Here is a 22,684-nt window from a genome sequence, read left to right as displayed (position 1 = left end):
GCGGCCGACCTGGCGAAGGCGGCAGTCGACCCCACTCCACCCCAGCGCCCCGAGGCATGGCCGCCTTCGGTCAGCTAGCGCCGCAGCCGGTCACTGACCACGTTTGATGGGTCCACCCACCAGCTTGTGGGTCCGCCGCCCGTATGCGGACGGGGAACCCACAACTTGGCTGGTGGACCTATCAAATGGGGAAGGGCCGCCCTCGCGGGGAGGGCGGCCCTTGTGGCGGGGTGGGTCAGGAGCGGGTGAAGCGGAGGGTGAGGATTTGGAAGGGGCGGAGTTCGAAGGTGACTCCGTTGTCCGTCAGCTCACGGTCCGCCAGGTGGCGCTCCAGCAGGTCGACCTCGGTGGCCGAGGCCGCCTCGAACGACGGGGTGATGGTGGCGCGGGAGCGGCCGCCGGTGGATTCGTAGAGGCGGACGACGACGTCGCCGGACTGGTCGTCGGCGAGCTTGACAGCCTCGACGATCACGTTGTCGTTGTCGATGGCAACGATCGGGTCGATGCCCTCGGCACCGGTGACGACACGTTCCGGCAGGTTGATCCGGTAGCCCTCCTCGACCGCCTCCGGGATGCCGGCGCCGACCACCAGCGCGTGGTTCACGGTGTGCACGCCCTGGTCGGTCTTCGGGTCGGGGAACCGCGGCGCCCGGATCAGCGACGTACGGATCGTGGTCGTCGTGCCACCGTCGGAACGCGCGGTCCGGTTGATGTCGTGGCCGTACGTCGAGTCGTTGACGACGGCAACGCCGTACCCGGGCTCGCCCACGTGCACCCAGCGGTGGGCCGCGATCTCGAACTTCGCCGCGTCCCACGAGGTGTTCTGGTGGGTCGGCCGGAAGATGTGGCCGAACTGCGTCTCCGACGCCGACCGGTCCGCGTGTACGTCGACCGGGTACGCCGCCTTGAGGAACTTCTCCGCCTCGTGCCAGTCGATCGTGGTCTCGATGTCGACCCGCTTCACACCCGGCCGCAACCGCAGCGTCTGAGTCACCGACGACCGGCTGAACGACCGCTTCACGACGACCGTCGCGACACCCTCGACGCTGCTGACGGAGACGCTGTCGACCTCGGTCACGTCGCGGACGTTGTTCTTGTAGAACGAGTCGACGTCCCAGGCGTCCCAGTGGTTCGGGGTGTCCACGTGCAGCTGCAGAAGGTTGCCCGCGGCACCTGGCGCGATCACCTCACGCGAAGCCTCGACGTCGTACAGCGAGGTGATCAGACCGCGCTCGTCGATGGTGACCCGGATCAGCCCGTTGTCGAGTACGCCGTTCTCGACCGACACAGCCTGGCCTTCACCGGCAGCGATTCCGGCGCCGAGCCCGGCGACACCGTTGCGGCTGTGCGGTGCGGCGTTGAAGACGATCTGTGCATCACCGGAGCCGGCCAGAGCGGTCTGAGCCTTGGCGATGATCTCCTCGAGTTCGGAAGCAAGACGTGCGTACGTCGCCTCGGCCTCGCGGTGCACCCAGGAGATCGAGCTGCCCGGCAGGATGTCGTGGAACTGGTTCAGCAGCACGGCCTTCCAGATCCGGTCCAGGTCCTCGTACGGGTAGGCGTCCAGCTTGCCCGCGACGACAGCCGCGGTGGACCACAGCTCGGCCTCGCGGAGCAGGTGCTCGCTGCGCCGGTTGCCCTGCTTGGTCTTGGCCTGCGAGGTGTACGTCGCCCGGTGGATCTCCAGGTAGAGCTCACCGGACCAGACCGGCGCGTGCTCGTGGTACTCCTCCTCGGCGGCGGTGAAGAACTCGGTCGGGGACTCGATCGTCACCCGCGGCGAGGACTCCAGGTTCGCCACCCGGCGCGCGGTCGCGACGAACTCACGGGTGGGGCCGCCACCGCCGTCGCCGTACCCGAACGGGACCAGCGAGCGGGTCGCGGCGCCGTTCTCCTGGAAGTTCCGCTGCGCGTGCGCGAGCTCGCGGCCGGACAGGTCGGAGTTGTAGGTGTCGATCGGCGGGAAGTGCGTGAACACGCGGGTCCCGTCGAGGCCCTCCCACCAGAAGGTGTGGTGCGGGAACTTGTTCTCCTTGTTCCAGGAGATCTTCTGGGTCAGGAACCACTTCGAACCGGACAGCTTCACCAGTTGCGGCAGCGCCGCGGTGTAGCCGAACGAGTCCGGCAGCCAGACCTCCTGGGTGTCGATCCCGTACTCGTCCAGGAAGAACTTCTTGCCGTGCACGAACTGCCGGGCGAGCGCCTCGCTGCCGGGCAGGTTGGTGTCGGACTCCACCCACATGCCGCCGACCGGGACGATGTGGCCCTCGGCAACGGCCTTCTTCAGCCGCTCCCACACCTCGGGGTAGTTGTCCCGCACCCACGCGTGCTGCTGAGCCTGCGAGAACGCGAAGACGAGCTCCGGGTACTCCTCGGCCAGGGTGGCGACGTTGGACACCGTCCGGGCGACCTTGCGGCGGGTCTCCCGCAGCGGCCAGAGCCAGGCCGAGTCGATGTGGGCGTGGCCGACCGCGGAGAGCTGGTGCGCGCTGGTGTGCGCCGGACGGCTCAGTACGTCGGTCAGCTGCGCGCGGGCGTCAGCCGCCGTACCGGCAACGTTCTCGTAGTCCAGGGCGTCCAGCGAGCGGCTGATCGCCCGCAGGATCTCCCGGCGGCGCGGGTCCTGGGTGGACAGCTCGTTCTGCAGACCGTCCAGCGCCTCCAGGTCGAGGATCAGGTCCCAGACCTCGGAGTTGAACACGGCCAGGTCGGCGCGGGCCAGCTGGTAGATCGGCGTCTCGCCGAGCTTGGCGCCGATGTCGACCTTCGCGTAGGCGTTGTCGAGCGGGATCTCCGGGTTGGCGGCGCCCTCGACATAGAACTCGATCCGGTCGCCGGGCGAGGCCGCCGTACCGTCGGGGCCGAGGATCGACAGCGGCGCGTACGTCTGCCGCGGGTGCAGGCCCTTCAGCGGTACGCCGGACGTGGTGTGGATGAGGCCTTCCGCGGAGAACCCGGGGCCGCCGCTGAAGCCGAGGTCGATGACCGCCTCGATCTCCAGACCGGCCCACTCGGCCGGCACCTGGCCGCTGAACTTGAACCACGCGGTACCCCAGGCAGGACCCCAGGGCAGGCCGATCTCGGCCGGCTCGTAGGTCTGGGCGAGCGCCTCGGCGGGGGACACCGGCTCACCGGGGGCATGCCACACCTCGATGTCCAGCGGGACCGCCGCGCCGTAGATCGCGGGGCGGATCCGCTCCCGCAGGGCGCGCGTGAGCCGCTCCTCGATGAGTTGACGGTCGTCGTGCACGAAATCATCCTCCGGGGGTTTTGACCAGGTTTGAAGACCCACTCATGCGGCCCGACCGGCCGCTGCGATGACAACGCTGTCACACCCACCCGGGGCCCGTCCAGACTGAGTTCATCGTTGCACTCCCGGTAGCGGTTGGGTCGCAGTGCGGGAGCGTGGCTACCGGGACGGACCTGTTGCCGTTTAGGTTGTCCTGCATGGATCGCCCCCGCCTGCTGACCCCCGCCGGGAACCGGCCGACCGGACTGACTCGGCGCAGCGTGCTCGGCCTGGGTGCCGCCGCCGCGACCAGCCTGATCGTGCCGGGGTGCTCCCGGGGCCGCTCGGACGAGCCCGCGCCCGCCGCTCCGGCCAGGTTCGCGACCGGGAACAAGGGCGGCGTCTACAACGCCTTCGGCATCGGTCTGGCGAAGCTGGTCACCGAGGTCACCGGGGTCGACCTGACCACGCTGGTCACCGACGGGTCGATCGAGAACCTCAGGATGATGGCCCAGAACAAGGCCGACATCTGCTTCAGTACGTCGGACTCCGCGCTGGCCGCCTACGAGGGCACCGGGATGTTCTCGTCCGGCCGGCTCCGGTTCAACGCACTCGCGCGTACGTACGACAACTACGTCCACGTGGTGGTGCCGATCGCCTCGCCGATCGACTCGGTGGCGAAGCTCGCCGGCAAGGTCGTGAACGTCGGTCCGGTCGACTCCGGCACCAAGGTCGTCGCGGATCTGATCCTGAAGACCGCCAAGGTGAAGGTCAACACGACGAACCTCGGACTCGAGCAGGCGGTCGCCCAACTGAAGGCGAAGGCCGACGGATCGGCGAAGCCCGGGCAGGGCATCGACGCGCTGATCTGGAGCGGCGGCCTGCCGACCAAGCCGATCGAAGACCTGCAGAACTCGATCGGCTTCCGGCTGGTGGACATCGGCTCCGTGGCGGAAGAGATCTCGCTCAAGCAGTTCGGCGGGTACATGGTGTCGTCCATCCCGCCGTCGGTCTACAAGCTGGCGAGTTCGGTACTGACGCTGGCGCTGCCGAACTACCTGCTGGCCCGGGCGACCCTCTCCGACTCGTGGGCCTGGTGGACGGTCAACACGATGTTCCGCCGGCAGAACGACCTTGTGGACGTCCACCCGGAAGCGGCCTCACTTGACCCCCGCTCGGCGATAGCCACTATGCCCATCCCGCTGCACCCGGCCGCCGAACGCTGGTACCGCGCGAACCACATCTGATCTAGGCGTCGTAGTCGTCGATCAGGGGGACGCGGACCTCGATGACCAGGCCGCCGCCGATCGGAGGCCGGGCTACGACGCGGCCGCCGACGCGCGCTGCTTCGGAGCGGACGATGGCGAGGCCCAGGCCGGTGCCTGGCATCTCGCGGTGGTGGGCGCTGCGCCAGAACCGTTCGCCGACCTTCTTCAGGTCGCGTGAGCCGAGGCCGAGTCCGTGGTCGCGGACCGCGAGTACGACCTCGGTGCCGTCGCGTGTCACCGATACCTCCACCGGCGGAGCGCCGTACTTGGCGGCGTTGTCGAGGAGTACGTCGAGGATGTCGTCCACCTCGAGCTCCGGCGCGACACCGCCCGGCACCATTTCGCCGATGATCAGCTCCAGGTCGTCGGCGGCGTACACGGCCTTCCAGCCGACCAGCCGCTCCTTCACCGCCTGGGCCAGGTCCAGCGGCTCTTCGTTGCCGTCGGCATCGGCTCCCGGACGGTCCGAGCCGGCCAGCCGGGACAGTCGTTGCACGATCCGGCCCAGCCGGTCGATGTCGCTGAGGGCGAAGCGTGCCGTCGGCGACAGCCGGGACAGGCCCTCGATGTGGATGCGCGCCGAGGTGAGCGGCGTCCGCAGCTGGTGCGACGCGTCGGCGACGAACTCACGCTCGCGCTGCCGCGCCTGGTGCAGGCTGAGCGCCATCGAGTTGAAGCTGTCGCCCAGCCGGCGCAGCTCTGGTGCACGTCCGTCGGTGGAGACTCGAGTGTCGAGCGCTCCGCGGGTGATCTGGTGCGTCGCGTTGTCCAGGTCCTTCAGCGGCCGCAGCACCCACCGGGTGATCGGCCGGACGATACCGACGACGATCGCGCCGATGCTGATCAGCAGACCGCCGAGAAGGAGCAGCAGGCTGCGCTGCACCTGGTCGCGTGCGTTCTCGGTCGGCACCCGCAGTACGGCGGCACCCAGCACGCGGCCGTTGTTGACGACCGGACGGGCCACGATCATCTCGCCGGTCCGCCACGGCCACAGCGCCGGCGGCTCAGCGGGCAGGCGGCCGGCCAGTGTGCTGGCGAGTGCGACCTCGATGTCCGGCTCCGTCACGTCCACACCGGACCGTGAAGTCGCCACCACCCGGCTGTCGACGTCCACCACGAACACCGGGGTGTTGTAGAGCTCCTGATAGCGAACCGCAAGCTCACGCAGGTTGGCGATGTCGCCGGTCTGCAGAGGCGACTCCGCCATGGTGGCGAACCAGTCCGCGTCGTTGCTGCGTGACAAGAAGAGGGTGCGCGACGCACCGGTGGCAATGAAGTTGGCCAGCGGTACGGCGGCCACGATAGCGAGCACGACCACCATCGGTACGAGGGATTGCAGCAGACGACGGCGCAAGGGTCAGTCCGAACCCAGCCGATACCCGACGCCACGGATGGTCTGCACCAGCTCGGGCCGGCCTAGCTTGGCCCGCAGGCTCGCCACGTGCACGTCCATGGTGCGCGACGAGGCCTCGAAGACGGACTGCCACGCGTACAGGGCGACCTGTTCGCGCGGCACCACCCGGCCGTGGTGAGCGGCCAGCACAGCTAGCACGTCGAACTCCTTGCGGGTCAGGCTGATGGGCTTGTCCGCCACCTGCACCGTCCGGGCCTCGATATCCACGGTGAGGTCGCCGACTGTCACCCGGGGGCGGGGCTGCAAGAGACCGGTACGACGTAGTACAGCATCGATCCGGGCCAGCAGCTCGGAGATCGCGAAGGGTTTGACCACATAGTCGTCCGCACCGCTGCGCAACCCGCGCACCCGGTCCGCCGCCTCGCCGCGTGCCGTCACCGCGATCACCGGCACATCCGACACCGTCCGGATCTGCCGGCAGACGTTGATGCCGTCGCCGTCCGGCAGCCCCAGGTCCAGCAGGACCAGGTCACCGGGATCCGCCGCGAGGGCGTCCGCGGCCGTCCGGACATGCGTGACCATCAGGCCGTAGCGCCGCAACGCCGGTATCAGGGCATTGGCGATATCGAGATCGTCCTCGACCAACAGAATCCTGACCGCGCCACTCATGCGGTGATCGTAGGCCAGGAGGCGTTCAGATGTGTCAGATCTTGGTAAAGACGTAATCACGCGACTCCACGCAGTGTTCGGCCAACATAGCCTTCGACCACAGGAGGAGACCGGTAGATGACTGTCGGTATTGGTACGGGGGGCGGCCTGGTCGCGCCCTCCGAATCCGAGCTCGCCGAGTACGAGCAAGAGAAGCCCGCTCGGCAGCTTCGCCCTGCGCTGGACCTGGCCATTTCGGTCTGGTGCGCAATCATCAGCGTCGGCGTGCTTCTGCAGGTGTTCTTTCCTTTACCACAAGGCACGCAGTTTTACTTGGTGATCTTTCTCGCAGCCGTTCTGCCGATCACGCTGCTGTGTTACCGGGGCTGGAAGGTTCCGTCGTTCGTCAATCCGTTCAAGGCGCGCGCTACCGACAACCCCGGGATCACCGACTGGATCCTGGCCGTCATAGCGCTGGCGGTATGTGTCTATCCACTCGTCGACTTCGACGGTTATCTCGAACGACGCCAGGCCCCGACCGCGCTCGACGTGGTGGCGGGCGCCGTACTGCTATTGCTGTTGCTCGAAGCATGTCGTCGTACGACGGGATGGGTGCTGCCGCTCTTCAGTCTGCTGTTCATCGCGTACGCGTACTACGGCGGCTACCTGCCCTACACGTGGTCGCTGGCACATCAGGGCTTCAACTTCGACGCGATCATCGCGCAGTTCACCATGGGCACCGCCGGCTTCTACGGGACGCCGTTGAGCGTCGCGGCCAGCTACATCGTCCTCTTCACCATCTACGGCGCTGTGCTCGACTACTCCGGCGCCGGCAAGTTCTTCATCGACCTGTCCTTCGCGGCCTTCAAGCGCAGCCGTACGGCGCCGGGCCGCACCGTCACGTTCGCGGGCTTCCTGCTCGGCAGTGTCTCCGGCTCCGGTACGGCGACCGCCGTATCGCTCGGAACGGTGTCGTGGCCGATCCTGCGCCGCGCGGGTTATCCGCCCGAACCGGCAGGTGGAATGCTCGCCGCCTCGGGGATCGGCGCGATCCTGTCGCCGCCGACGCTGGGCGCGGCCGCGTTCATCATCGCCGAGTTCCTGCAGGTGTCGTACCTGACCGTCCTCGGGTACGCGGTCATCCCGACGATCCTGTATTACCTGGGCATTCTGCTCGCGATCGAGATCGACGCGCGCCGGCACGGCACCACGTCGACCGAGGTGTCGGAGCAGTCGGCGCTGCGGTTGCTGCTGCGGTTCGGGTACCACTTCCTGTCGTTGTTCGTGATCATCGGCTTCATGGCGGTCGACGTACCGCCGTTCAAGGCCGTGGTCTATGCGGTGATCATCCAGTTCGGGCTGTCGTTCCTGGACCGTGAGCACCGGCTGGCGGCCGGGCCGCTGTTCAAGGCGCTTGCCCAGGGCACCCGTTCGGTGCTCCCGGTGGCCGCGACCTGCGCGACGGCCGGGGTGATCGTTGCCGTCACCACCCAAACCGGACTGGGCCTGAACCTGGCCGAGATCATCGTCGGGGCGGCGCGTGGACTGACCGACAACCACACCGTCGTGCTGATTCTGACGGTGGTGCTGTCCGCGTTCGCCGTACTGATTCTGGGTTTGGCGGTGCCGGTGACGGCGTCGTTCATCATCGCCGCGGTGATCATCGCGCCGGCGCTGGTCCAGCTCGGGGTGACGCAGCCCGAGGCGTACATGTTCATCTTCTACTACGCCGTGCTGTCCGAGGTGTCGCCGCCGACCGCGCTGGCCGCCGTGGCGACGTCCGCGATCACCGGTGGCAAGGTGATGCCGACGATGTGGCAGGCGTGGAAGTACACGCTGCCGGCGTTCCTGGTGCCGTTCGCGTTCGTGCTCACCGACAACGGTGCGCATCTGCTGGGACAGGGGTCGTTGATCGGGATGCTGTGGACGCTGGCTGTCTCGATGCTGGCCGTCGCCGCCCTCGCGGTGGTGACCGGGGGCTGGATCCTTGTCGCCACCAGCTGGATCGAGCGGGCGTTGTGTGTGCCGGCCGCGGTGTTGCTGCTGTACCTGGCGCCCGTAACCATCACGGCGGGAATCTGTTTGCTACTTGTTGCCGTCGTCATCAATCTGGTCCGGCGCACCCGCCAGGCCAGACCAACGGAAGGAACCGTCGTTCCATGAGAACCCGCCGCCTCCCCACCGCCGTGGTGGCGCTCGCCGCCGTCGTCTCGCTGGTCGCTTGTGGAGGGCAACGCGAACCCGCCGGCTCCAGTTCGGAGGGCGGTGGGCGGCTGACCATTGCCACCGGCAACACCACCGGCGTCTACTACCAGCTCGGTGGCGCGCTCGCCTCGGTCATCTCGCAGAAGGTGTCGGGCTACCGGGCGACCGCTAGCGAGACCGGTGCATCGGTGCAGAACGTCCAGGGCCTGGTCGCGGGCAACTACGACATCGCGTTCTCGCTCGGCGACACCGCGTCGGACGCGGTGAAGGGCGAGAACAGCTTCAAGACGCCGCAGGACGTGGTCGCTCTGACGCGGCTCTACAACAACTACACTCAGGTCGCCGTACGCGCGTCGGCCGGGATCAACTCGATCGCCGACCTGAAGGGCAAGCGCGTCTCGACCGGCTCGCCGAACTCGGGCACCGAGGTGATCGCACGGCGGCTGCTCGAGGCAGCCGGTCTCGACCCGGCCAAGGACGTCACGGCGCAGCGGCTCGGCCTGCCGGAGTCGGTGGACGCGATGAAGTCCGGGTCGATCGACGCACTGGTCTGGTCCGGCGGTCTGCCGACCGGCGGTATCACCGATCTGACCACCAGCATGGGCAAGAACGTGAAGCTGCTGCCGATCGGGGACCTACTGCCGGCGCTGCAGCAGAAGTACGGCACCATCTACGCCCAGGACTCGATCCCGGCGGCGACGTACAAGCAGCCGGCCGACGTGGCGACGATCATCGTGCCGAACGTGCTGCTGGTCCGCAAAGACATGAAGGACGACCTGGCCGAGCAGCTGACCAAGGTGATCTACGAGAACAAGGACGCCCTGGTCGCGGTGAACGCGGCGGCCAAGGGCATCACGCTGGAGAACGCCGACAAGACCGACCCGGTGCAGCTGCACCCGGGGGCGAAGAAGGCGATCGACGGCCTGAGATAACTCCAGGGACCGTCCTCCCCCGCACACCAGGCGCAGCGGGGGAGGACGTCGGGACCCACCTCCGCACACCAGGCGCAGCGGAGGCGGGACCCAGCCGGCTCCCACAACCAGGCGCAGTGGGAGCAGGCAGACTGGGCCCGGCCGCTGGAGGCATCCGGCAGCCGGGCCCAGTCACTCTTGTCTACTCGGTCTCTTCTTCCGTGTCCGGCAGAGGAGTGCCGTAGAGGTAGTGGGAGAGGGCGGAGTCGCGCTTGGGGTGGACGTGGTACTTGGTGGGTACGACGCGGCCCTCGGCGCTGTCCCATGCGGTGTCGGCGACCCGCCACATGCGATGTGCCAGCCGGCCGGTCAGTCCGGTGTGTGGCGAGTAGGGGTGCGCTCGGGTCGGGGCGACTTCCTCAGCCTCGAGTAGTTCCTCGGTCAGCGCGTTGACGTGCTCGTCGTCCAGCTCTTCGCAGAGCCGCTGGCTGTACGCCGTCTCCAGTTGCTCGTGCTCGGTCAGCAGCCGGTTGATCGACTCCCACACCTCGTCCGGAGTCAGATCCTGCGCGCGGCTGTCGCCGTACTGGCGCCCCTTCAGGAAGCGCAGTGACCGCTCCAGCTCCTTCGCGTTGCCGACGTACGTGGTGACGAGCTCCTCGCCGTTGGACAGCCGCCGTACGTGCGGGAGCAGGACGTCCTCCGCCGCGGCGAGATGCTGGGCGGCGATCGCGTAGAACCAGTCGGTCTCGTGCCTGCGCTCCGGGTGCGCGGCTTCGAGGTGCTGAGCCGGCTCGGCCAGCTCACGAATCCGGGCATGTTCGTAGGTCAGGGCCAGTTCGAGCGTCGAAGCGGTCATGACAACCACCTCCAGGGGGTCTCACTCCAGCGTGTGCCCAACATCGCGACGGCGCAACCGGGGTGAGCGGACTGAGACATCGCTCTGAATCCGGCCGCGGCTCGCGTAGGTTGGCCCGGTGCTCGCGACCCCGCTCCTGCTCGCCACACTCCTTCAGCCGACTGGTGACATCACCCCTGACATCCTCGCTGGGCGGAACGTCGCGCTCATCGGTGACGCCGTTGTCAGGGTGCCGTCCGGGACAACGACGTACGACGGTGTGATCAGCGGCAAAGGGACGCTGCGGGTGCGTGGCAGCGGCACGCTGATCTTGACCAAGGACAGTGATTTCACGCTGCCTCAGACCCGCCAGAGTGTCAGCATCCTGGGTGGGAATCACCCGTACGTCGTGGTCCGCAGGCCGGATCCACCTGCGGTGATCGTCGAGCGTGGCGCCACCCTGCAGTACGGGAACGGCGGGGCTACTGGGCTGATCGGGCACTTCCCGTACAACACGCCCGGATTCGCGTTGAACCAGGACAACATTCGGGTCGACGGCACGCTGCGGCTCTCGCTGACCCGCACCTTCAACCTCGGCACGATCAGCGGCTCCGGGCTGGTCACCCAGCCCCGGTTCATGTGGGGCACGCTCGATCTCGCCGGCACGCAGCCGTTCTCGGGCGTGATCGACAACGGGACCGGGCTGGCCGCCGGCAAGCCTGAGACCGCGGTCGCACTGCCGAACGCGCGGGCTGTCCTCAACCAGGGGACGTGGACGGTCGACACGCCGCTGGGCCAGACCGTCGTACTTCGGCAGAACTTCTACCAGCGCGAGTACGGCAGCGACATCAACGTGCAGTCGCGCCCGGGCGGCAAGGTCGTGCTCACCGGTCAGTACAGCTACTCCGATCGGGGCGGCGACACCAATCCGTCGCTGAGCGACACCGCGCTCAACTGGCGGAAGATCCCGCACGACCTGAACAAGCGCGGGACCAACATCAAGGGCGCGGACGTCCAGTGGGGCGACGGCACGACCCATGAGATCTTCATGCCGGGTACGGCGGACACGGTCTACATCAACCTGCTGGCGGCGCGGTCCCGCTCCAAGCTCACCTTCGCGTACAACGGCCCGGTGACGCTGGGAGCGCCGATCGGCGGCGGTGTCTTCCACGACACGCTCAAGGCGCCGGGCGCGGGCGACATCGTGATCAAGGGTGTGCGGGGCAACGATGTGACGTTCGCGGCGGACCAGTACTACAACGGCTCGACGACGATCGAGCGAGGCGCCGTGCTACGGCTCGGTGGTCGGCTAGGTGATGGGAGCTTGCTGAACTCTTCGCTCTTCAAGGTAGTCAACGACGGTTCGCTGGTCGTGCAGAACAAGCGGCAGACGATTTCGCTGTCGCAGCTGAGCGGCCGCGGTTCCTTCACCCAGGCAGGTGCCGCCACGACGCGACTGACCGGTGGGCTGACGTACACGGGAAGGACCGTGATCTCGCGGGGCACGCTGGCTCTGACTGGTGGCTCGTTGCGGACGAGTAGTGCTGTCTCTCTTACTCGTACTGGCGCTCGGCTGGACCTGACCCCCGCCGGAGAGCAGACGCTTCGCAATCTCACGACGGTCGGCGGTACGACGGTGACGTCGGGCAGGCGGGCGGTCGTGACGCTGGCCGGGAAGTCCACGCTCGCAGGCGTATTCCAGGGCGGCAGACTGGTGAACACCGGCGTGCTCGGCGGCTCGTTCACGGTGAGCGGGGACTTCAGCTCGCGTGGCCGGTTGATAGTGCGTGCGGACGGGAAGCCGCTGAAAGTCTCCGGCGCGGTGACACTCGCCGGGCCGTTGCAGATCGCCGGCGCGGTGTCGCGGCGTGAGCACACCCTGATCGAGAACGCCGGCTCTGATCCCGTCGCCGGTGCCTTCGCCGGACTCGCCGAAGGCGCCGCGGTGTCAGTCGGCGGAAGCAGGTACACGATCACCTACAAGGGCGGCGACGGCAACGACGTGGCCTTGAAGGTGGTTCAGGCCGCGGCTGCCACGCCTTCGGCCAAGGGCAGCGAACCGCCCGTGGCAACCGCGGCTGCCACGGGCGGGAGGTCGTCGTACTGGCGTCTGGCCGGTGTCGGCGCAGCGGTCGCCGCCGTACTGGGGCTGGTCCTGGTCCGGCGCGTCAGGCGTCGGAGCTTCCCTTCCAGAGGTTGATGCCGGCCTCGACGGCGTCCTTGTCGATCGCGTCGAGCTCTTCCTGGCTGAAGGTGAGGTTGCGGACCGTGGCGAGGTTGTCCTCGAGCTGGGCAACGCTGGAGGCGCCGATCAGCGCGCTGGTGACGCGGTCGTCGCGCAGCGTCCAGGCAAGGGCGAGCTGAGCGACGGACTGGCCGCGCTGCTTGGCGATCTCGTTCAGCGCGCGGACGTGCCGCAGCGTGTCCTCGGTCAGGCTGTCGGGGTTCAGCGACTTGCCCTGCGCGGCGCGGGAGTCGGCCGGCACGCCGTCCAGGTAGCGGTCGGTGAGCACGCCCTGCGCCAGCGGCGAGAACGCGATCACGCCGACGCCCAGCTCACCGACGGCGTCAAGCAGGTCCTCCTCGATCCACCGGTTCAGCATCGAGTACGACGGCTGGTGGATCAGCAGCGGCGTGCCCAGCTCCTGCAGGATCCTGGCCGCCTCCCGGGTCCGATCCGCCGAGTACGACGAGATGCCGGCGTACAGCGCCTTGCCCGACCGGACCGCGGCGTCGAGCGCGCCCATGGTCTCCTCGAGCGGGGTGTCCGGGTCGAACCGGTGCGAGTAGAAGATGTCGACGTAGTCCAGGCCCATCCGGCTCAGCGACTGGTCCAGCGAGGCGAGCAGGTACTTCCGCGAGCCGCCGCCCTGACCGTACGGCCCCGGCCACATGTCGTAGCCGGCCTTGGTCGACAGGATCAGCTCGTCCCGGTACTTCTTGAAGTCCCGGGCGAAGTGCGTCCCGAAGTTCGTCTCGGCCGACCCGTAGGGCGGACCGTAGTTGTTCGCCAGGTCGAAGTGGGTGACACCCAGGTCGAACGCCCGGCGCAGGATGTCGCGCTGCGTGGCGAACGGCTTGTCGTCGCCGAAGTTGTGCCACAGGCCCAGCGAGATGGCGGGCAGCTGCAGCCCACTGCGGCCTGTCCGCCGGTAGGCCATCTGGTCGTCGTACCGGTCCTGAGCGGCTACGTAATCAGTCACGGAACCCCAGTCTGCCCCATGTCGTGACAACTGCAAACCCCCTTGTTTTTAAGCAGAAACCGGAGCACTGACACCCAGAACCCCGCCTTCTTGACGGCGACCGGGGGCGACCGCCCGGTGGCGCTCAGGTCAGGCTGGCCCAGGGCGCCGACGGCGAGCCGGCGAAGAACCTGAGCAGTTCGAGCAGGCGGCTGCCTGGTGGGGCGGTCCAGTGGCGTTGGCCCGGCCAAGGGTTGGAGGTGAGCTTGCCGAGGCCCCATTCGAGGTGGAACCAGAGGGTGGCGGCGGCCAGCTCCTCGTCGCGCGTAGTGGCGTTGGTGGCGAGCGCGTTGTGGTGGTGGACGTACTCGGGCAGGATCGCGGCGACGTGCTCCAAGGGCAGTTTGGCGAAGTCCATCGCGGGCGGGGCCCAGGCGGCGTCACCCCAGTCGATCAAGGCTCGGAGCTCACCGTCCGGCCCGGCGAGAAGGTTGTGCGCGGCAACATCTCCGTGGATCAGCACCATCGGCACGTTCCGGTCGAACCGTTCCGCCAGCCGGTTGAACCAGCCGTTCAGCCAGCCCGCCGTACTGCTGTCCAGATAGCCGCGCTTCAGCAACCCTTCGACCGTCCGCCACGGATCGTCGCCACCTTTGTCGAACGAGACGCCCGGAAGCTCCGTGCGTTCCGCTACATGCAGCCGCGCCAACTGCTCGCCCAAGCCGGTCGGTGCTTCGGCCGGTTCGATCCCGTGGACCCGCTCCATCACGACGTACGGCGCGTCGATCAGGCCGCGGCTCTCGTCGTACTCGATGATCTCGGGGGTTCGTACGCCGGCCGCTCGGGCGACGGGTACGACGCCGACCTCCTTGCGCAGGTCCGCCTCGAACCCGGGCCGCGCCACCCGCAGGAACAGCTTCTCGCCCAGTGCGAACCCGCGGTTGGCGACACCACCCACGACTTCGGCCACCTGATCCGGGGGTACGCCGTGCCGCCGGCCGATCTCGATAACACCCTGTTCGCCTTCCATCACCTCGATCCTGGTGCCGGTGCGCGGAGGCGTCCACCGGATTTGATGTACTTCGGGCTGTGCGGGTGGATCTGGATCCGGAGGTCGTCGGGCGGCGCGTGTTCTATGCGGCGCTGAACTCGGTAGTGGTGCCGCGGCCGATCGCCTGGGTGTCGAGCCGGTCCGCGGACGGCGTCCTCAACCTCGCGCCGCACTCGTTCTTCACAGTCGCCTGTGTGGAGCCGCCGATGGTGCAGTTCACCTCGGTCGGCCGGAAGGACAGCCTGAACAACGTCGAGGCGACCGGCGAGTTCGTGGTGAACTTCGCCGCCGAGCCGCTGTTCGAACGGGTCAACGCCACCGGAACCAACTTCCCGCCCGGCATCTCCGAGTTCGAAGCCGTCGGGCTGACCACCGAGCCGTCCCACACGGTCGCCGTACCACGGGTGGCCGAGTCGCCGGTCGCCATCGAGTGCACGCTGCACACCACGCTCGAGCTCGGCGACTCCACGGTGGTCATCGGCCGCGTCCGGCACATGGCCATCGACGAGTCCGTCCTGGTCGGCGACCACCCCGAGATCCAGCTCCTCCGCCCGCTGGCCCGCCTCGGCAAGGACGAGTGGTCCACCATCGGCGAAGTCCGCTCCATCACCCGAATCCGCTACAAAGACTGGCCCGGCCACTTCGAACCACCCACCGCCTAGTCCCTCCGACGCTCGGACCAGGAAGTGGAGGCCCGACACACGGTATTTCCTGTGGCGGGCCGCGATTTCCTGTGTCAGGCCGGCGTAGGTGTTCCAGGGTGACGGACGGTGCGGTGTGCCGGCGCAGCGGGACTGACCGGTCTGACTCTTCACGTGGATGGTGTGGCGGGTGGTTCGAGGGTGGCGAGGGTTTTGGTGAGGGAGGTGAGTTGGGGGGAGAGGCGGAGGGGTGCGTTGTCGGGGGAGGGGGTGGTGGCTGGGTGCCAGGCGAGGGTCGCGTTGTGGCAGGTGACCAGGTGGACGTCCGGTGTTAGGGGGCCCGGGTCGTGGCTGTGGCAGCGGGCGGCGAGGTTGAGCATCAGGCCGAGGGTGGGGATGACGGAGAGGTCCTGGATGACGTGGATGAAGAGGTGGTCGCGGGTGGGGAGGGCGACCAGTACGCCGTACTTCGGGTTCTCGAGGTGGAGGGATTCGCGCAGGACGGTGTCGAGGACCAGGGCCCGGGAGGCGGCGAAGGAGCTGCCGGTGATCAGGGCGATGGTGGTGTCGTCGTGCACGAGGTACTCGACCTGATCGGTCCGGCGGCGGAGGTTGGCGAGGCCGAGGCGTTCGGCCTCGGGCCAGGTCAGGCCGAAGTCGGACGGGTCGAGGAACATCGTGACCACGCCGTCCTTCGCGATGGCGGGGACGGACAGTAGCCCGGGCAGGAACTCGGGCTTGTCCGCGGTCCATTCGGCTGGCAGGGCATCGCGCGGGACGAGACGCTGGATCAGCTCTCGCTCGGGGTCGGTCGGCGGACCCGGCGGACCCGTGCGCAGGCGTTGCAGGACCTGGTCGAAGTGTCTCTCGACCAGCCTCGGCCAGTGCTGCTCGTCGTACGCCGAAATCGCGCGCGCCAGGTTGCACAGGCCGAGCACCGGCATGGTCGCGGACTGGTCGACCGGGACGAGCGCGCCGCCGCCCTGGTAGGTGACGTCGAGGCCGAGTCGTGCCGCGGCGCGCAGGGCGAGGCGCACGAGTCGCGCCGCCTGGTTGCAGGTCAAAGGAGTCAGGACCGGATCGGGCCGGTCGAAGGCAGGGGAATGGTCAGTGGAGCTGTCGATAGTCATCGTGGCTACCTCCTCGCCAGAGAAAGTACGAGGAACGGCCCCGGTTTCAGCCGGTCTTTTCGAGCCTGTGGACAACCGCCCGGGATACTGTGCGCTGACCCAGACTCAGACCCCGAAGGAGCAGCATGTCCGGCACACCGTCGTCGCGGCCGACCTCGGCGACCCGGCTGTCGCTGTCGCACATCACCGCGCAGAACGAGACCAATCTGCTGGGCACCGTGCACGGCGGCGTGATCATGACGCTGGTCGACTCGGTCGCCGGTGTGGTCGCGGCCCGGCACTCCGGTGGGCCGGCGGTCACCGCGTCGATGGACGAGATGACCTTCCTGGTCCCGGTCCGCGTCGGTGACGTGGTGCATTTCAGCGGTCAGGTGAACTGGACCGGCCGCAGTTCGATGGAGGTCGGCGTACGGATCACGGCCGATCGCTGGGATTCGGTCGGGCCGCAGGTGCATGTCGCGTCGGCGTACCTGGTGTTCGTCGCGGTCGATGCCGAGGGCAAGCCGCGGGAAGTGCCGCAGGTGGTTCCGGAGACGCACGAGGAACGCCGACGCCTGCGCGAAGCCGAGATCCGTCGCAGCCACCGCCTCGCCAAGCGAGCCGCCATCATCGCCTCCCGCAACGAAGCCGCCGCCGAGGTGAACACCGCACCAGCCGCTTACGAAGGGGCAGGCGACTGATGGGCTGGTTCGGATCCGCGCGGCAGCATCCGTCGGCGGTGCTGCTGGTGGTGCAGCTGCTCGGCGTACTCGTCTATCCCGCGATGGAAGGCTCGAGGGGCGGCCGGGTCGCGTTCGAGATCCTCGGCATCGCCGTTCTCGTTCTCGCCGTCTTCTCCGTGCGTGCCACCCCGGGCCTGACCTGGGTCAGCATCGGCCTCGGCATCCCAGCCGTCGTTCTCTCGCTGATCGACGCGTTCAATCCGACAGAGACCGTCGTAGCAGTGTCCGGTGTCCTGCACGCGGCCTTCTACTTCTACGCCGCCTACAGCCTGCTGCGATACATGCTGTCCGACCACGACGTGAGTACGGACGAGCTCTATGCCACCGGTGCCACTTTCACCTTGGTTGCTTGGGGTTTCGCCTACCTGTACGTCTTCGTCCAGGCACTGGTCCCCGGCAGCTTCACCGCGGCCGTTGACCCAGGCAACGACCGCACCTGGATGGAGCTGCTGTTCCTGAGCTTCACCACTCTGTCCAGCACCGGCCTGAGCGATATAGTCCCCATCACCTCGTGGGGCAGGTCGGTGGTCATGCTGGAGCAGCTGGCCGGTCTCGGGTACGTCGCCATGGTCGTCTCCCGGCTGGTCGGCCTCACCATCACCCGACGCAGCAACACCTAGACCCGCGGCCAGCCCGCCAGCAGGTCGGCGGCGGCACGCCAAGCCACCTCCGGCGCGCGCTCCATCGCAGCCACGCGGAAGCTCACCAGCGCGCCCTCGTGCAGCAATAACAACCGGTCAGCAAGCTCGTCTGGATCAGCAAGTCCGGCCAGCGATGCCTGGGCCTTGAACTCGGACCGCATCCACTGCTTCTGTCCCACGATCACCGGCATCGCGGGGTGGTCCGGCGCCGCCAGTTCCACGCTCGCGTTGATGAACCCGCAGCCCTTGCGCGACCCTGCGATCCAGTCCGTCAGCGCACTGAACAACGCCAGGATCACCTCTTCCGGAGTGCCGGGCGCACGGGCCGCCAACTGCTCGTCCAGGAACGCGTGCCAGACCCGGTTCCGCCGGTCCAGGTACGCCGCGATCAGCTTGTCCTTCGAGCCGAACCGGTCGTACAGCGTCTTCTTCGTCACCTCGGCGGCCTCGGCGATCGTGTCGACGCCGACCGTCCGGATCCCCTGCTCGTAGAACAGCGTCGACGCCGCCGCGAGGATCCGCTCCCCGGCAGGCGTCAGCGTGGTGGCCTCCGGCAGCCCGCGATCCACCACCAGTCTCATCTGCTGATCAAGCATACTGACAGTATACGGACCGGTGTGGTTACTCTCGTGGCCATGATGACAGAGACGCTTCCGGTACGACGTACGCCGCGACTGCAGGCGGTCCCGCTGATCGCCGGAGCGGGGTTCGTCGTCTTCTGGAGCTGCGGGTTCATCGGTGCCCGCTGGGGTACGCAGTACACGACGGCGTTCGATCTGCTGGCGTGGCGGTTCCTGGTCGCCGGCGTGCTGGCAGCCGTGATCCTGCTCATTAGGCGGCCGATGATGAGGCGGAGAGACCTTGTCACCCAGGTGTGGATGGCGTTCCTCACCCAAGTCGTCTACCTCGGCCTCATCTTCACCGGCATCGACCATGGCATCACAGCCGGTGTCACAGCGCTCATCGGCTCGCTTCAGCCGCTCCTGATCGCCACCGTGGCCGGCCCGCTGCTCGGTGAACGCGTCAGCCGACGACAGTGGGTCGGACTCGTCCTAGGCGTAGCCGGAGTCGGTCTGGTCGTCGCGGACGACCTGCACGCCGGGCACGGCTCGCCATTGCTCTTCCTGCTTCCGCTCGGCGGTCTGCTCGGTCTGGTCGTCGGCACCTGCCTGGAACGACGCCGCAAGCCCAGCACCAACTCACTCGACGCACTCTGCGTGCAGAGCCTCGTCTCCGCTGTGTTCTTCGTCGTGCTGGCTACGTCCATCGGCCAACTGACGGTGCCCGACGAGCCTGGCTTCTATGGCGCAGTCCTCTGGTTGGTGCTGCTGGCAACAGGTGGCGGCTGGGGGCTGTACCTGGTCAATCTGAAGCTCTCCGGTGCCACCCGCATCAGCAGCCTGCTGTACCTCGTGCCGCCCACGACGATGGTGTTCGCGTTCCTGCTGTTCCACGAGACCGTCGGTTTGCTCGCTGTCGTCGGCATGCTGGTCTGCGCCGCCGCGGTGATTCTGATCAGGTTGAACGAGCGTACGGAACCTGTTCTGGCTACGCTGCGGGGATGGCGGAACCCCGGTGGCTGAACGAGAAGGAACAGCAGGCGTGGCGCGCGTTCATCGCGGCACAGCGTGTGGTGAACAGCCGGATCGAGCAGCAACTGCAACGCGACGCGGGAATACCGCACACGTACTACGAGATCCTGGTCCGGCTGTCAGAGGCGGCTGACAACCGGCTGCGGATGAGTGAGCTCGCCGACGCCACCCTGGGGTCGCGCAGCCGGCTCTCGCATGCGGTGAACCGGCTCGAACAGGCCGGGTGGGTCCGGCGTGAGGGGATCGAGTCCGACCGCCGTGGTCAGGTGGCGATCATGACTGACCTCGGGCGGCAGAAGCTGGTCGAGTCTGCGCCCGGACACGTGGAGGAGGTCCGGTCGGCGATCTTCGACGCGCTGACCGAGGAGCAGGTGGAGCAGTTGCACGACATCTGCGCATCGCTGGCCCGGCACTCCGGGGACACCATCGACCGGGCCGCCTGGGAGCGGCCGCCGAGATGACGCTCCGCACCCGGCAACGGCTCAGCGCCGCGCTCGTGCTGACAGCACTCCTGCTGGCCGGCTGCACCGACACCAACTCACCCACCGCCGGCCCGAGCACTGCGCCCTCGTCGTCTGTCCCGCTGCCGACCACCCAGAGTCCGCCGACAACAGAAAGCACGACACCAACGCCAACACCGACTCCGACGCCCACACAAGCAAGCTGCATCGATCAGAAGCTCAAGGACCTCACCTTGAGAGAGCAGGCAGCCCAGCTGATCATGACCGGCATCAGCGCCGACGGCATGACCTCGTCCCAGCGCCCGATCGTGCGTCAGGAGAAGCCCGGCGGCATCCTGCTCCTCGGCAAAGGCGGCAGCCTCTCCCACACCCGTACGGCGATGGCCGCGGTCAACACCTCGGCAACAGTGAAGGGCGTCCGCCCGCTGATCGCCGCGGACCAGGAAGGCGGTCAGATCCAGCGCCTGAAGGGCTCCGGCTTCGACCGCATCCCGGAGGCGACCGTCCAGGGCACCTGGTCGAGCGGCAAGCTAACCGCCCGTGCGGAGCAGTGGGGCGACCAGCTCGAGGAGGCCGGCGTCAACGTCGACCTCGCGCCCGTGGCAGACGTCGTACCGAGCTCTCTCAAGGAGCAGAATGCGCCCATCGGCAGTTTGGACCGTGAGTACGGCAACACCCCGGGGGAGGTCGGTCCGCCGGTCCAGGCGTTCGTGAAGGGTATGAAGGAAGCTGGCGTCATCACGTCGGTCAAGCACTTCCCAGGGCTGGGCAGAGTGCGCGGCAATACCGATTTCTCCTCCGGTGTGGTCGACAACGTCACCGTCCGCGGGGACGACGACCTGCAGCCCTTCAAGAACGGTATCCAGGCCGGCGCCGAGCTGGTGATGATCTCCACCGCCACCTACACGAAGATCGACCCGGACAACCGCGCGGTCTTCTCCAAGACCGTCATCCAGGGGATGGTCCGGAGCGATCTGCAGTACGGCGGAGTCGTCATCACCGACGACGTCGGAGCGGCAGCCGAGGTGGCGGCGGTGCCGGCCGGCCAGCGGGCGACCAGGTTCGTCGCGGCAGGTGGCGACATCGTCATCAACGCCAGGGCTGCGCTGACCGACACCATGGTCAACGCACTGGTCGCGAAGGCCAAGCAGGACGACGCGTTCGCCGCGCAGCTGACCAGTAGCGTCAGGCGTGTGCTGACACTCAAGCAGAACCACGGTCTGGTGAGCTGCGGATGACAGACCAGCAGGAACCCGACTACCGCTTCACCCTGGCCAACGAGCGGACCTATCTGGCGTACCTGCGCACCTCACTGGCCTGCTACGCGGGCGGCCTCTCCGCCGTGCAGTTCCTCGACCTGGGGCTCGACCGTTGGCCGGCCCGCATCATCGGTGTGGCCCTGGTCACTGCCGGCATAGTCACCACCGCGGGCGCCTTCCGCCGCTGGCAGGAGAACCTCACCGCGATGCGCAGCGGCGGGCGGCTCCCGGTCACCCGGCTGCCGTTGATGCTGGCGGCAACCATCAGCGTGGTGGGCGTCATCGGCCTGGTCTTCGCATTGTGGCGATGAGCCAGGACCCGGGTCTGCAACCCGAGCGCACCCTGCTCGCCTGGCGCCGGACCGCGCTCGGCCTGATCGCCAACGCGCTCCTGCTACTTGCCTCCGGCCACGGTACGTCGAATGTCCGCACCGGCCTCGGCATCGTCGTACTCACCCTCTCCCTGGCCTGCTGGGCCGCGGTGAGCGCCGTGTACCGCCGTACGAAGGGTGCTCCGATCCATGCCCTCGGCCACGAACGGGTCCTGCGGGCCGCGGCCGGGCTCGTCCTCGTCGTCGGCGTTTTCGACCTGTACGCCGTACTCACGCGCTGAGACCGAATAGTTACTCACGGGTCGTATTCACGCCTGGCGGCTCCCTGCTAGGAGATAGGTTGGCCAGGCGGATGCCCCGTCAACCGTCCGTAGCCCCAAAGGGCATGCCGTCCAGACCCCTGCCTACTGCGCGGCACTCGGCGGCGCATCTCGCTGCACTGGTGCAAAGGCCACGATGCTCCGCATCGAGACCTTCGCCCCAGCACACCGAGCTACACCACCGAGCACCTGCTCGCGACGGCAGGGGTCTGGACGGCATGCCCTAGCATGTTCACGGTTTGTCCCTCGTTCATCCGGAGCTTGAAGTGCCGTTACGTCTGCGTCCGACTGACCCGACGTTCTACGACCTTTTCACCGAGTCCGCCAACCACCTCGTCGACGGATCCCGGATCCTGGCCGAGTTGCTCGGCAGTACGGCGGGAACCGGGCTCTCCTCGAGCCACCAGATCGCCGCCGAGATGAAGGATGCCGAGCACGCGGCGGACGAGACCACCCACTCGATCATCCGCCGGGTCAACTCGACCTTCGTCACCCCGTTCGACCGCGAGGACATCTACCGGCTGGCCTCCGATCTGGACGACGTGATGGATTACATGGAGGAGGCCGTCGACTCGGTTCACCTGTTCTCTCTGGAGAAGTTGCCGGAGGAGATCGCCGAGCAGATCGAGGTGCTCCAGCGCGCGGCCCAACTGACCGCGGAGACGATGCCGCGACTGCGCACCATGAAGGACCTGGCCGAGTACTGGATCGAGATCAACCGGCTGGAGAACACCGGTGACGCGGTCCACCGCCGGATCATCGCGAAGCTGTTCAGCGGCGAGTACGACGCTCTGACGGTGATGAAGGTGAAGACCGTGGTCGACCTGCTGGAGGCGGCGATCGACGCCTTCGAGCACGTCGCCAACACGGTCGAACAGATCGCCGTCAAGGAGAGCTGAG

At 67.8% G+C, this 22,684-nt stretch carries 21 protein-coding genes; 13 read left to right on the top strand and 8 right to left on the bottom strand.

From position 1 onward, the window contains the following. Positions 1–235: 235 nt before the first annotated feature. Complete coding sequence (locus EV646_RS30515) at positions 236–3,250, bottom strand: alpha-mannosidase (RefSeq protein WP_132154732.1); 3,015 nt, start codon at positions 3,248–3,250, stop codon at positions 236–238. Between the two features lie 197 nt (positions 3,251–3,447). On the opposite strand from EV646_RS30515, the gene EV646_RS30510 reads away from it, so the two are divergent. Then, positions 3,448–4,476 carry a TAXI family TRAP transporter solute-binding subunit gene (locus EV646_RS30510; RefSeq protein WP_241996425.1) on the top strand — a complete coding sequence of 343 codons (1,029 nt, stop codon included), beginning with the start codon at positions 3,448–3,450 and terminating at the stop codon, positions 4,474–4,476. A gap of 1 nt (position 4,477) precedes the next feature. On the opposite strand, the gene EV646_RS30505 is transcribed toward EV646_RS30510, so the two are convergent. Together EV646_RS30505 and EV646_RS30500 are read right to left on the bottom strand one after the other, a co-directional pair. Next, the gene (locus tag EV646_RS30505; RefSeq protein ID WP_132155175.1) at positions 4,478–5,818 is read right to left on the bottom strand and encodes a sensor histidine kinase; all 1,341 of its coding nucleotides are present in this window, start codon (positions 5,816–5,818) and stop codon (positions 4,478–4,480) included. A 36-nt stretch (positions 5,819–5,854) separates the two neighbouring features. After that, positions 5,855–6,520: a response regulator transcription factor gene (locus tag EV646_RS30500; protein WP_012918592.1), complete on the bottom strand. Its 666-nt coding sequence runs from the start codon at positions 6,518–6,520 to the stop codon at positions 5,855–5,857. A 117-nt stretch (positions 6,521–6,637) separates the two neighbouring features. Here EV646_RS30500 and EV646_RS30495 point away from each other — a divergent pair, with 117 nt between their 5' ends. Both EV646_RS30495 and EV646_RS30490 read left to right on the top strand, forming a co-directional pair. Next, positions 6,638–8,662, top strand: coding sequence for a TRAP transporter permease (locus tag EV646_RS30495; RefSeq protein ID WP_132154730.1), 2,025 nt, complete (start codon positions 6,638–6,640; stop codon positions 8,660–8,662). Then, the gene (locus tag EV646_RS30490) at positions 8,659–9,636 is read left to right on the top strand and encodes a TAXI family TRAP transporter solute-binding subunit (protein ID WP_132154728.1); all 978 of its coding nucleotides are present in this window, start codon (positions 8,659–8,661) and stop codon (positions 9,634–9,636) included. The genes EV646_RS30495 and EV646_RS30490 overlap by 4 nt, the downstream gene beginning before the upstream one ends. A gap of 181 nt (positions 9,637–9,817) precedes the next feature. Here the strand turns inward: EV646_RS30490 and EV646_RS30485 are convergent, their stop codons facing one another. Then, positions 9,818–10,474 (bottom strand): hypothetical protein, encoded by a 657-nt coding sequence (locus EV646_RS30485; protein WP_132154726.1) that lies wholly within the window; start codon positions 10,472–10,474, stop codon positions 9,818–9,820. 118 nt (positions 10,475–10,592) lie between these two features. On the opposite strand from EV646_RS30485, the gene EV646_RS30480 reads away from it, so the two are divergent. After that, positions 10,593–12,653 (top strand): autotransporter, encoded by a 2,061-nt coding sequence (locus EV646_RS30480; protein ID WP_132154724.1) that lies wholly within the window; start codon positions 10,593–10,595, stop codon positions 12,651–12,653. On the opposite strand, the gene mgrA is transcribed toward EV646_RS30480, so the two are convergent. Both mgrA and EV646_RS30470 read right to left on the bottom strand, forming a co-directional pair. Next, positions 12,622–13,656 (bottom strand): L-glyceraldehyde 3-phosphate reductase, encoded by a 1,035-nt coding sequence (gene mgrA / locus EV646_RS30475; RefSeq protein WP_132154722.1) that lies wholly within the window; start codon positions 13,654–13,656, stop codon positions 12,622–12,624. The genes EV646_RS30480 and mgrA overlap by 32 nt on opposite strands. 124 nt (positions 13,657–13,780) lie before the next feature. After that, positions 13,781–14,665 carry a phosphotransferase family protein gene (locus tag EV646_RS30470; protein WP_132154720.1) on the bottom strand — a complete coding sequence of 295 codons (885 nt, stop codon included), beginning with the start codon at positions 14,663–14,665 and terminating at the stop codon, positions 13,781–13,783. Positions 14,666–14,724: 59 nt separating this feature from the next. Between EV646_RS30470 and EV646_RS30465 the strand changes: the two genes are divergently transcribed. Then, on the top strand, positions 14,725–15,348 hold the full coding sequence (locus EV646_RS30465; protein WP_132154718.1) for a flavin reductase family protein: 624 nt from the start codon (positions 14,725–14,727) through the stop codon (positions 15,346–15,348). A 149-nt stretch (positions 15,349–15,497) separates the two neighbouring features. Here the strand turns inward: EV646_RS30465 and EV646_RS30460 are convergent, their stop codons facing one another. Beyond that, entirely contained in the window at positions 15,498–16,457 is a 960-nt protein-coding gene (locus EV646_RS30460; RefSeq protein WP_132154716.1) for a hypothetical protein, read from the bottom strand. Positions 16,458–16,582: 125 nt separating this feature from the next. On the opposite strand from EV646_RS30460, the gene EV646_RS30455 reads away from it, so the two are divergent. Together EV646_RS30455 and EV646_RS30450 are read left to right on the top strand one after the other, a co-directional pair. Continuing rightward, positions 16,583–17,137: an acyl-CoA thioesterase gene (locus EV646_RS30455; RefSeq protein ID WP_132154714.1), complete on the top strand. Its 555-nt coding sequence runs from the start codon at positions 16,583–16,585 to the stop codon at positions 17,135–17,137. After that, positions 17,137–17,799: a potassium channel family protein gene (locus EV646_RS30450; RefSeq protein WP_132154712.1), complete on the top strand. Its 663-nt coding sequence runs from the start codon at positions 17,137–17,139 to the stop codon at positions 17,797–17,799. Before EV646_RS30455 ends, EV646_RS30450 begins: the two co-directional genes overlap by 1 nt. Here EV646_RS30450 and EV646_RS30445 read toward each other — a convergent pair. Beyond that, complete coding sequence (locus tag EV646_RS30445) at positions 17,796–18,416, bottom strand: TetR/AcrR family transcriptional regulator (protein WP_132154710.1); 621 nt, start codon at positions 18,414–18,416, stop codon at positions 17,796–17,798. The genes EV646_RS30450 and EV646_RS30445 overlap by 4 nt on opposite strands. Positions 18,417–18,455: 39 nt before the next feature. On the opposite strand from EV646_RS30445, the gene EV646_RS30440 reads away from it, so the two are divergent. From EV646_RS30440 to EV646_RS30410, 6 genes are all read left to right on the top strand, one after another. Continuing rightward, positions 18,456–19,403 (top strand): DMT family transporter, encoded by a 948-nt coding sequence (locus tag EV646_RS30440; RefSeq protein WP_132154708.1) that lies wholly within the window; start codon positions 18,456–18,458, stop codon positions 19,401–19,403. Next, positions 19,382–19,873 (top strand): MarR family winged helix-turn-helix transcriptional regulator, encoded by a 492-nt coding sequence (locus EV646_RS30435; RefSeq protein ID WP_132154706.1) that lies wholly within the window; start codon positions 19,382–19,384, stop codon positions 19,871–19,873. Before EV646_RS30440 ends, EV646_RS30435 begins: the two co-directional genes overlap by 22 nt. Then, positions 19,870–21,111 (top strand): glycoside hydrolase family 3 N-terminal domain-containing protein, encoded by a 1,242-nt coding sequence (locus EV646_RS30430; RefSeq protein WP_241996424.1) that lies wholly within the window; start codon positions 19,870–19,872, stop codon positions 21,109–21,111. The genes EV646_RS30435 and EV646_RS30430 overlap by 4 nt, the downstream gene beginning before the upstream one ends. After that, on the top strand, positions 21,108–21,443 hold the full coding sequence (locus EV646_RS30425; protein ID WP_132154704.1) for a YidH family protein: 336 nt from the start codon (positions 21,108–21,110) through the stop codon (positions 21,441–21,443). The genes EV646_RS30430 and EV646_RS30425 overlap by 4 nt, the downstream gene beginning before the upstream one ends. Next, entirely contained in the window at positions 21,440–21,745 is a 306-nt protein-coding gene (locus tag EV646_RS30420; RefSeq protein WP_132154702.1) for a DUF202 domain-containing protein, read from the top strand. The genes EV646_RS30425 and EV646_RS30420 overlap by 4 nt, the downstream gene beginning before the upstream one ends. Positions 21,746–22,050: 305 nt before the next feature. Continuing rightward, a complete protein-coding gene (locus tag EV646_RS30410; protein WP_132154700.1) occupies positions 22,051–22,683 on the top strand; it encodes a DUF47 domain-containing protein in 633 nt (210 codons plus the stop codon). The last annotated feature ends 1 nt before the right edge of the window (position 22,684 follow it).

This window comes from Kribbella antiqua (genome assembly GCF_004345665.1).
Taxonomy (GTDB): Bacteria; Actinomycetota; Actinomycetes; order Propionibacteriales; family Kribbellaceae; genus Kribbella; species Kribbella antiqua.
Note: the sequence above shows the minus strand (reverse complement) of the source record. Positions and strands in the feature narration are given on the sequence as shown.

Coding starts and splice junctions, on each gene's coding strand:
- EV646_RS30510 (WP_241996425.1), top strand. CDS start 3,448: ATGGATCGCCCCCGCCTGCTGACCCCCGCCGGGAACCGGCCGACCGGA.
- EV646_RS30505 (WP_132155175.1), bottom strand. CDS start 5,818: ATGGTGGTCGTGCTCGCTATCGTGGCCGCCGTACCGCTGGCCAACTTC.
- EV646_RS30500 (WP_012918592.1), bottom strand. CDS start 6,520: ATGAGTGGCGCGGTCAGGATTCTGTTGGTCGAGGACGATCTCGATATC.
- EV646_RS30495 (WP_132154730.1), top strand. CDS start 6,638: ATGACTGTCGGTATTGGTACGGGGGGCGGCCTGGTCGCGCCCTCCGAA.
- EV646_RS30490 (WP_132154728.1), top strand. CDS start 8,659: ATGAGAACCCGCCGCCTCCCCACCGCCGTGGTGGCGCTCGCCGCCGTC.
- EV646_RS30485 (WP_132154726.1), bottom strand. CDS start 10,474: ATGACCGCTTCGACGCTCGAACTGGCCCTGACCTACGAACATGCCCGG.
- EV646_RS30470 (WP_132154720.1), bottom strand. CDS start 14,665: ATGGAAGGCGAACAGGGTGTTATCGAGATCGGCCGGCGGCACGGCGTA.
- EV646_RS30460 (WP_132154716.1), bottom strand. CDS start 16,457: ATGACTATCGACAGCTCCACTGACCATTCCCCTGCCTTCGACCGGCCC.
- EV646_RS30455 (WP_132154714.1), top strand. CDS start 16,583: ATGTCCGGCACACCGTCGTCGCGGCCGACCTCGGCGACCCGGCTGTCG.
- EV646_RS30450 (WP_132154712.1), top strand. CDS start 17,137: ATGGGCTGGTTCGGATCCGCGCGGCAGCATCCGTCGGCGGTGCTGCTG.
- EV646_RS30445 (WP_132154710.1), bottom strand. CDS start 18,416: ATGCTTGATCAGCAGATGAGACTGGTGGTGGATCGCGGGCTGCCGGAG.
- EV646_RS30440 (WP_132154708.1), top strand. CDS start 18,456: ATGATGACAGAGACGCTTCCGGTACGACGTACGCCGCGACTGCAGGCG.
- EV646_RS30435 (WP_132154706.1), top strand. CDS start 19,382: ATGGCGGAACCCCGGTGGCTGAACGAGAAGGAACAGCAGGCGTGGCGC.
- EV646_RS30430 (WP_241996424.1), top strand. CDS start 19,870: ATGACGCTCCGCACCCGGCAACGGCTCAGCGCCGCGCTCGTGCTGACA.
- EV646_RS30425 (WP_132154704.1), top strand. CDS start 21,108: ATGACAGACCAGCAGGAACCCGACTACCGCTTCACCCTGGCCAACGAG.
- EV646_RS30420 (WP_132154702.1), top strand. CDS start 21,440: ATGAGCCAGGACCCGGGTCTGCAACCCGAGCGCACCCTGCTCGCCTGG.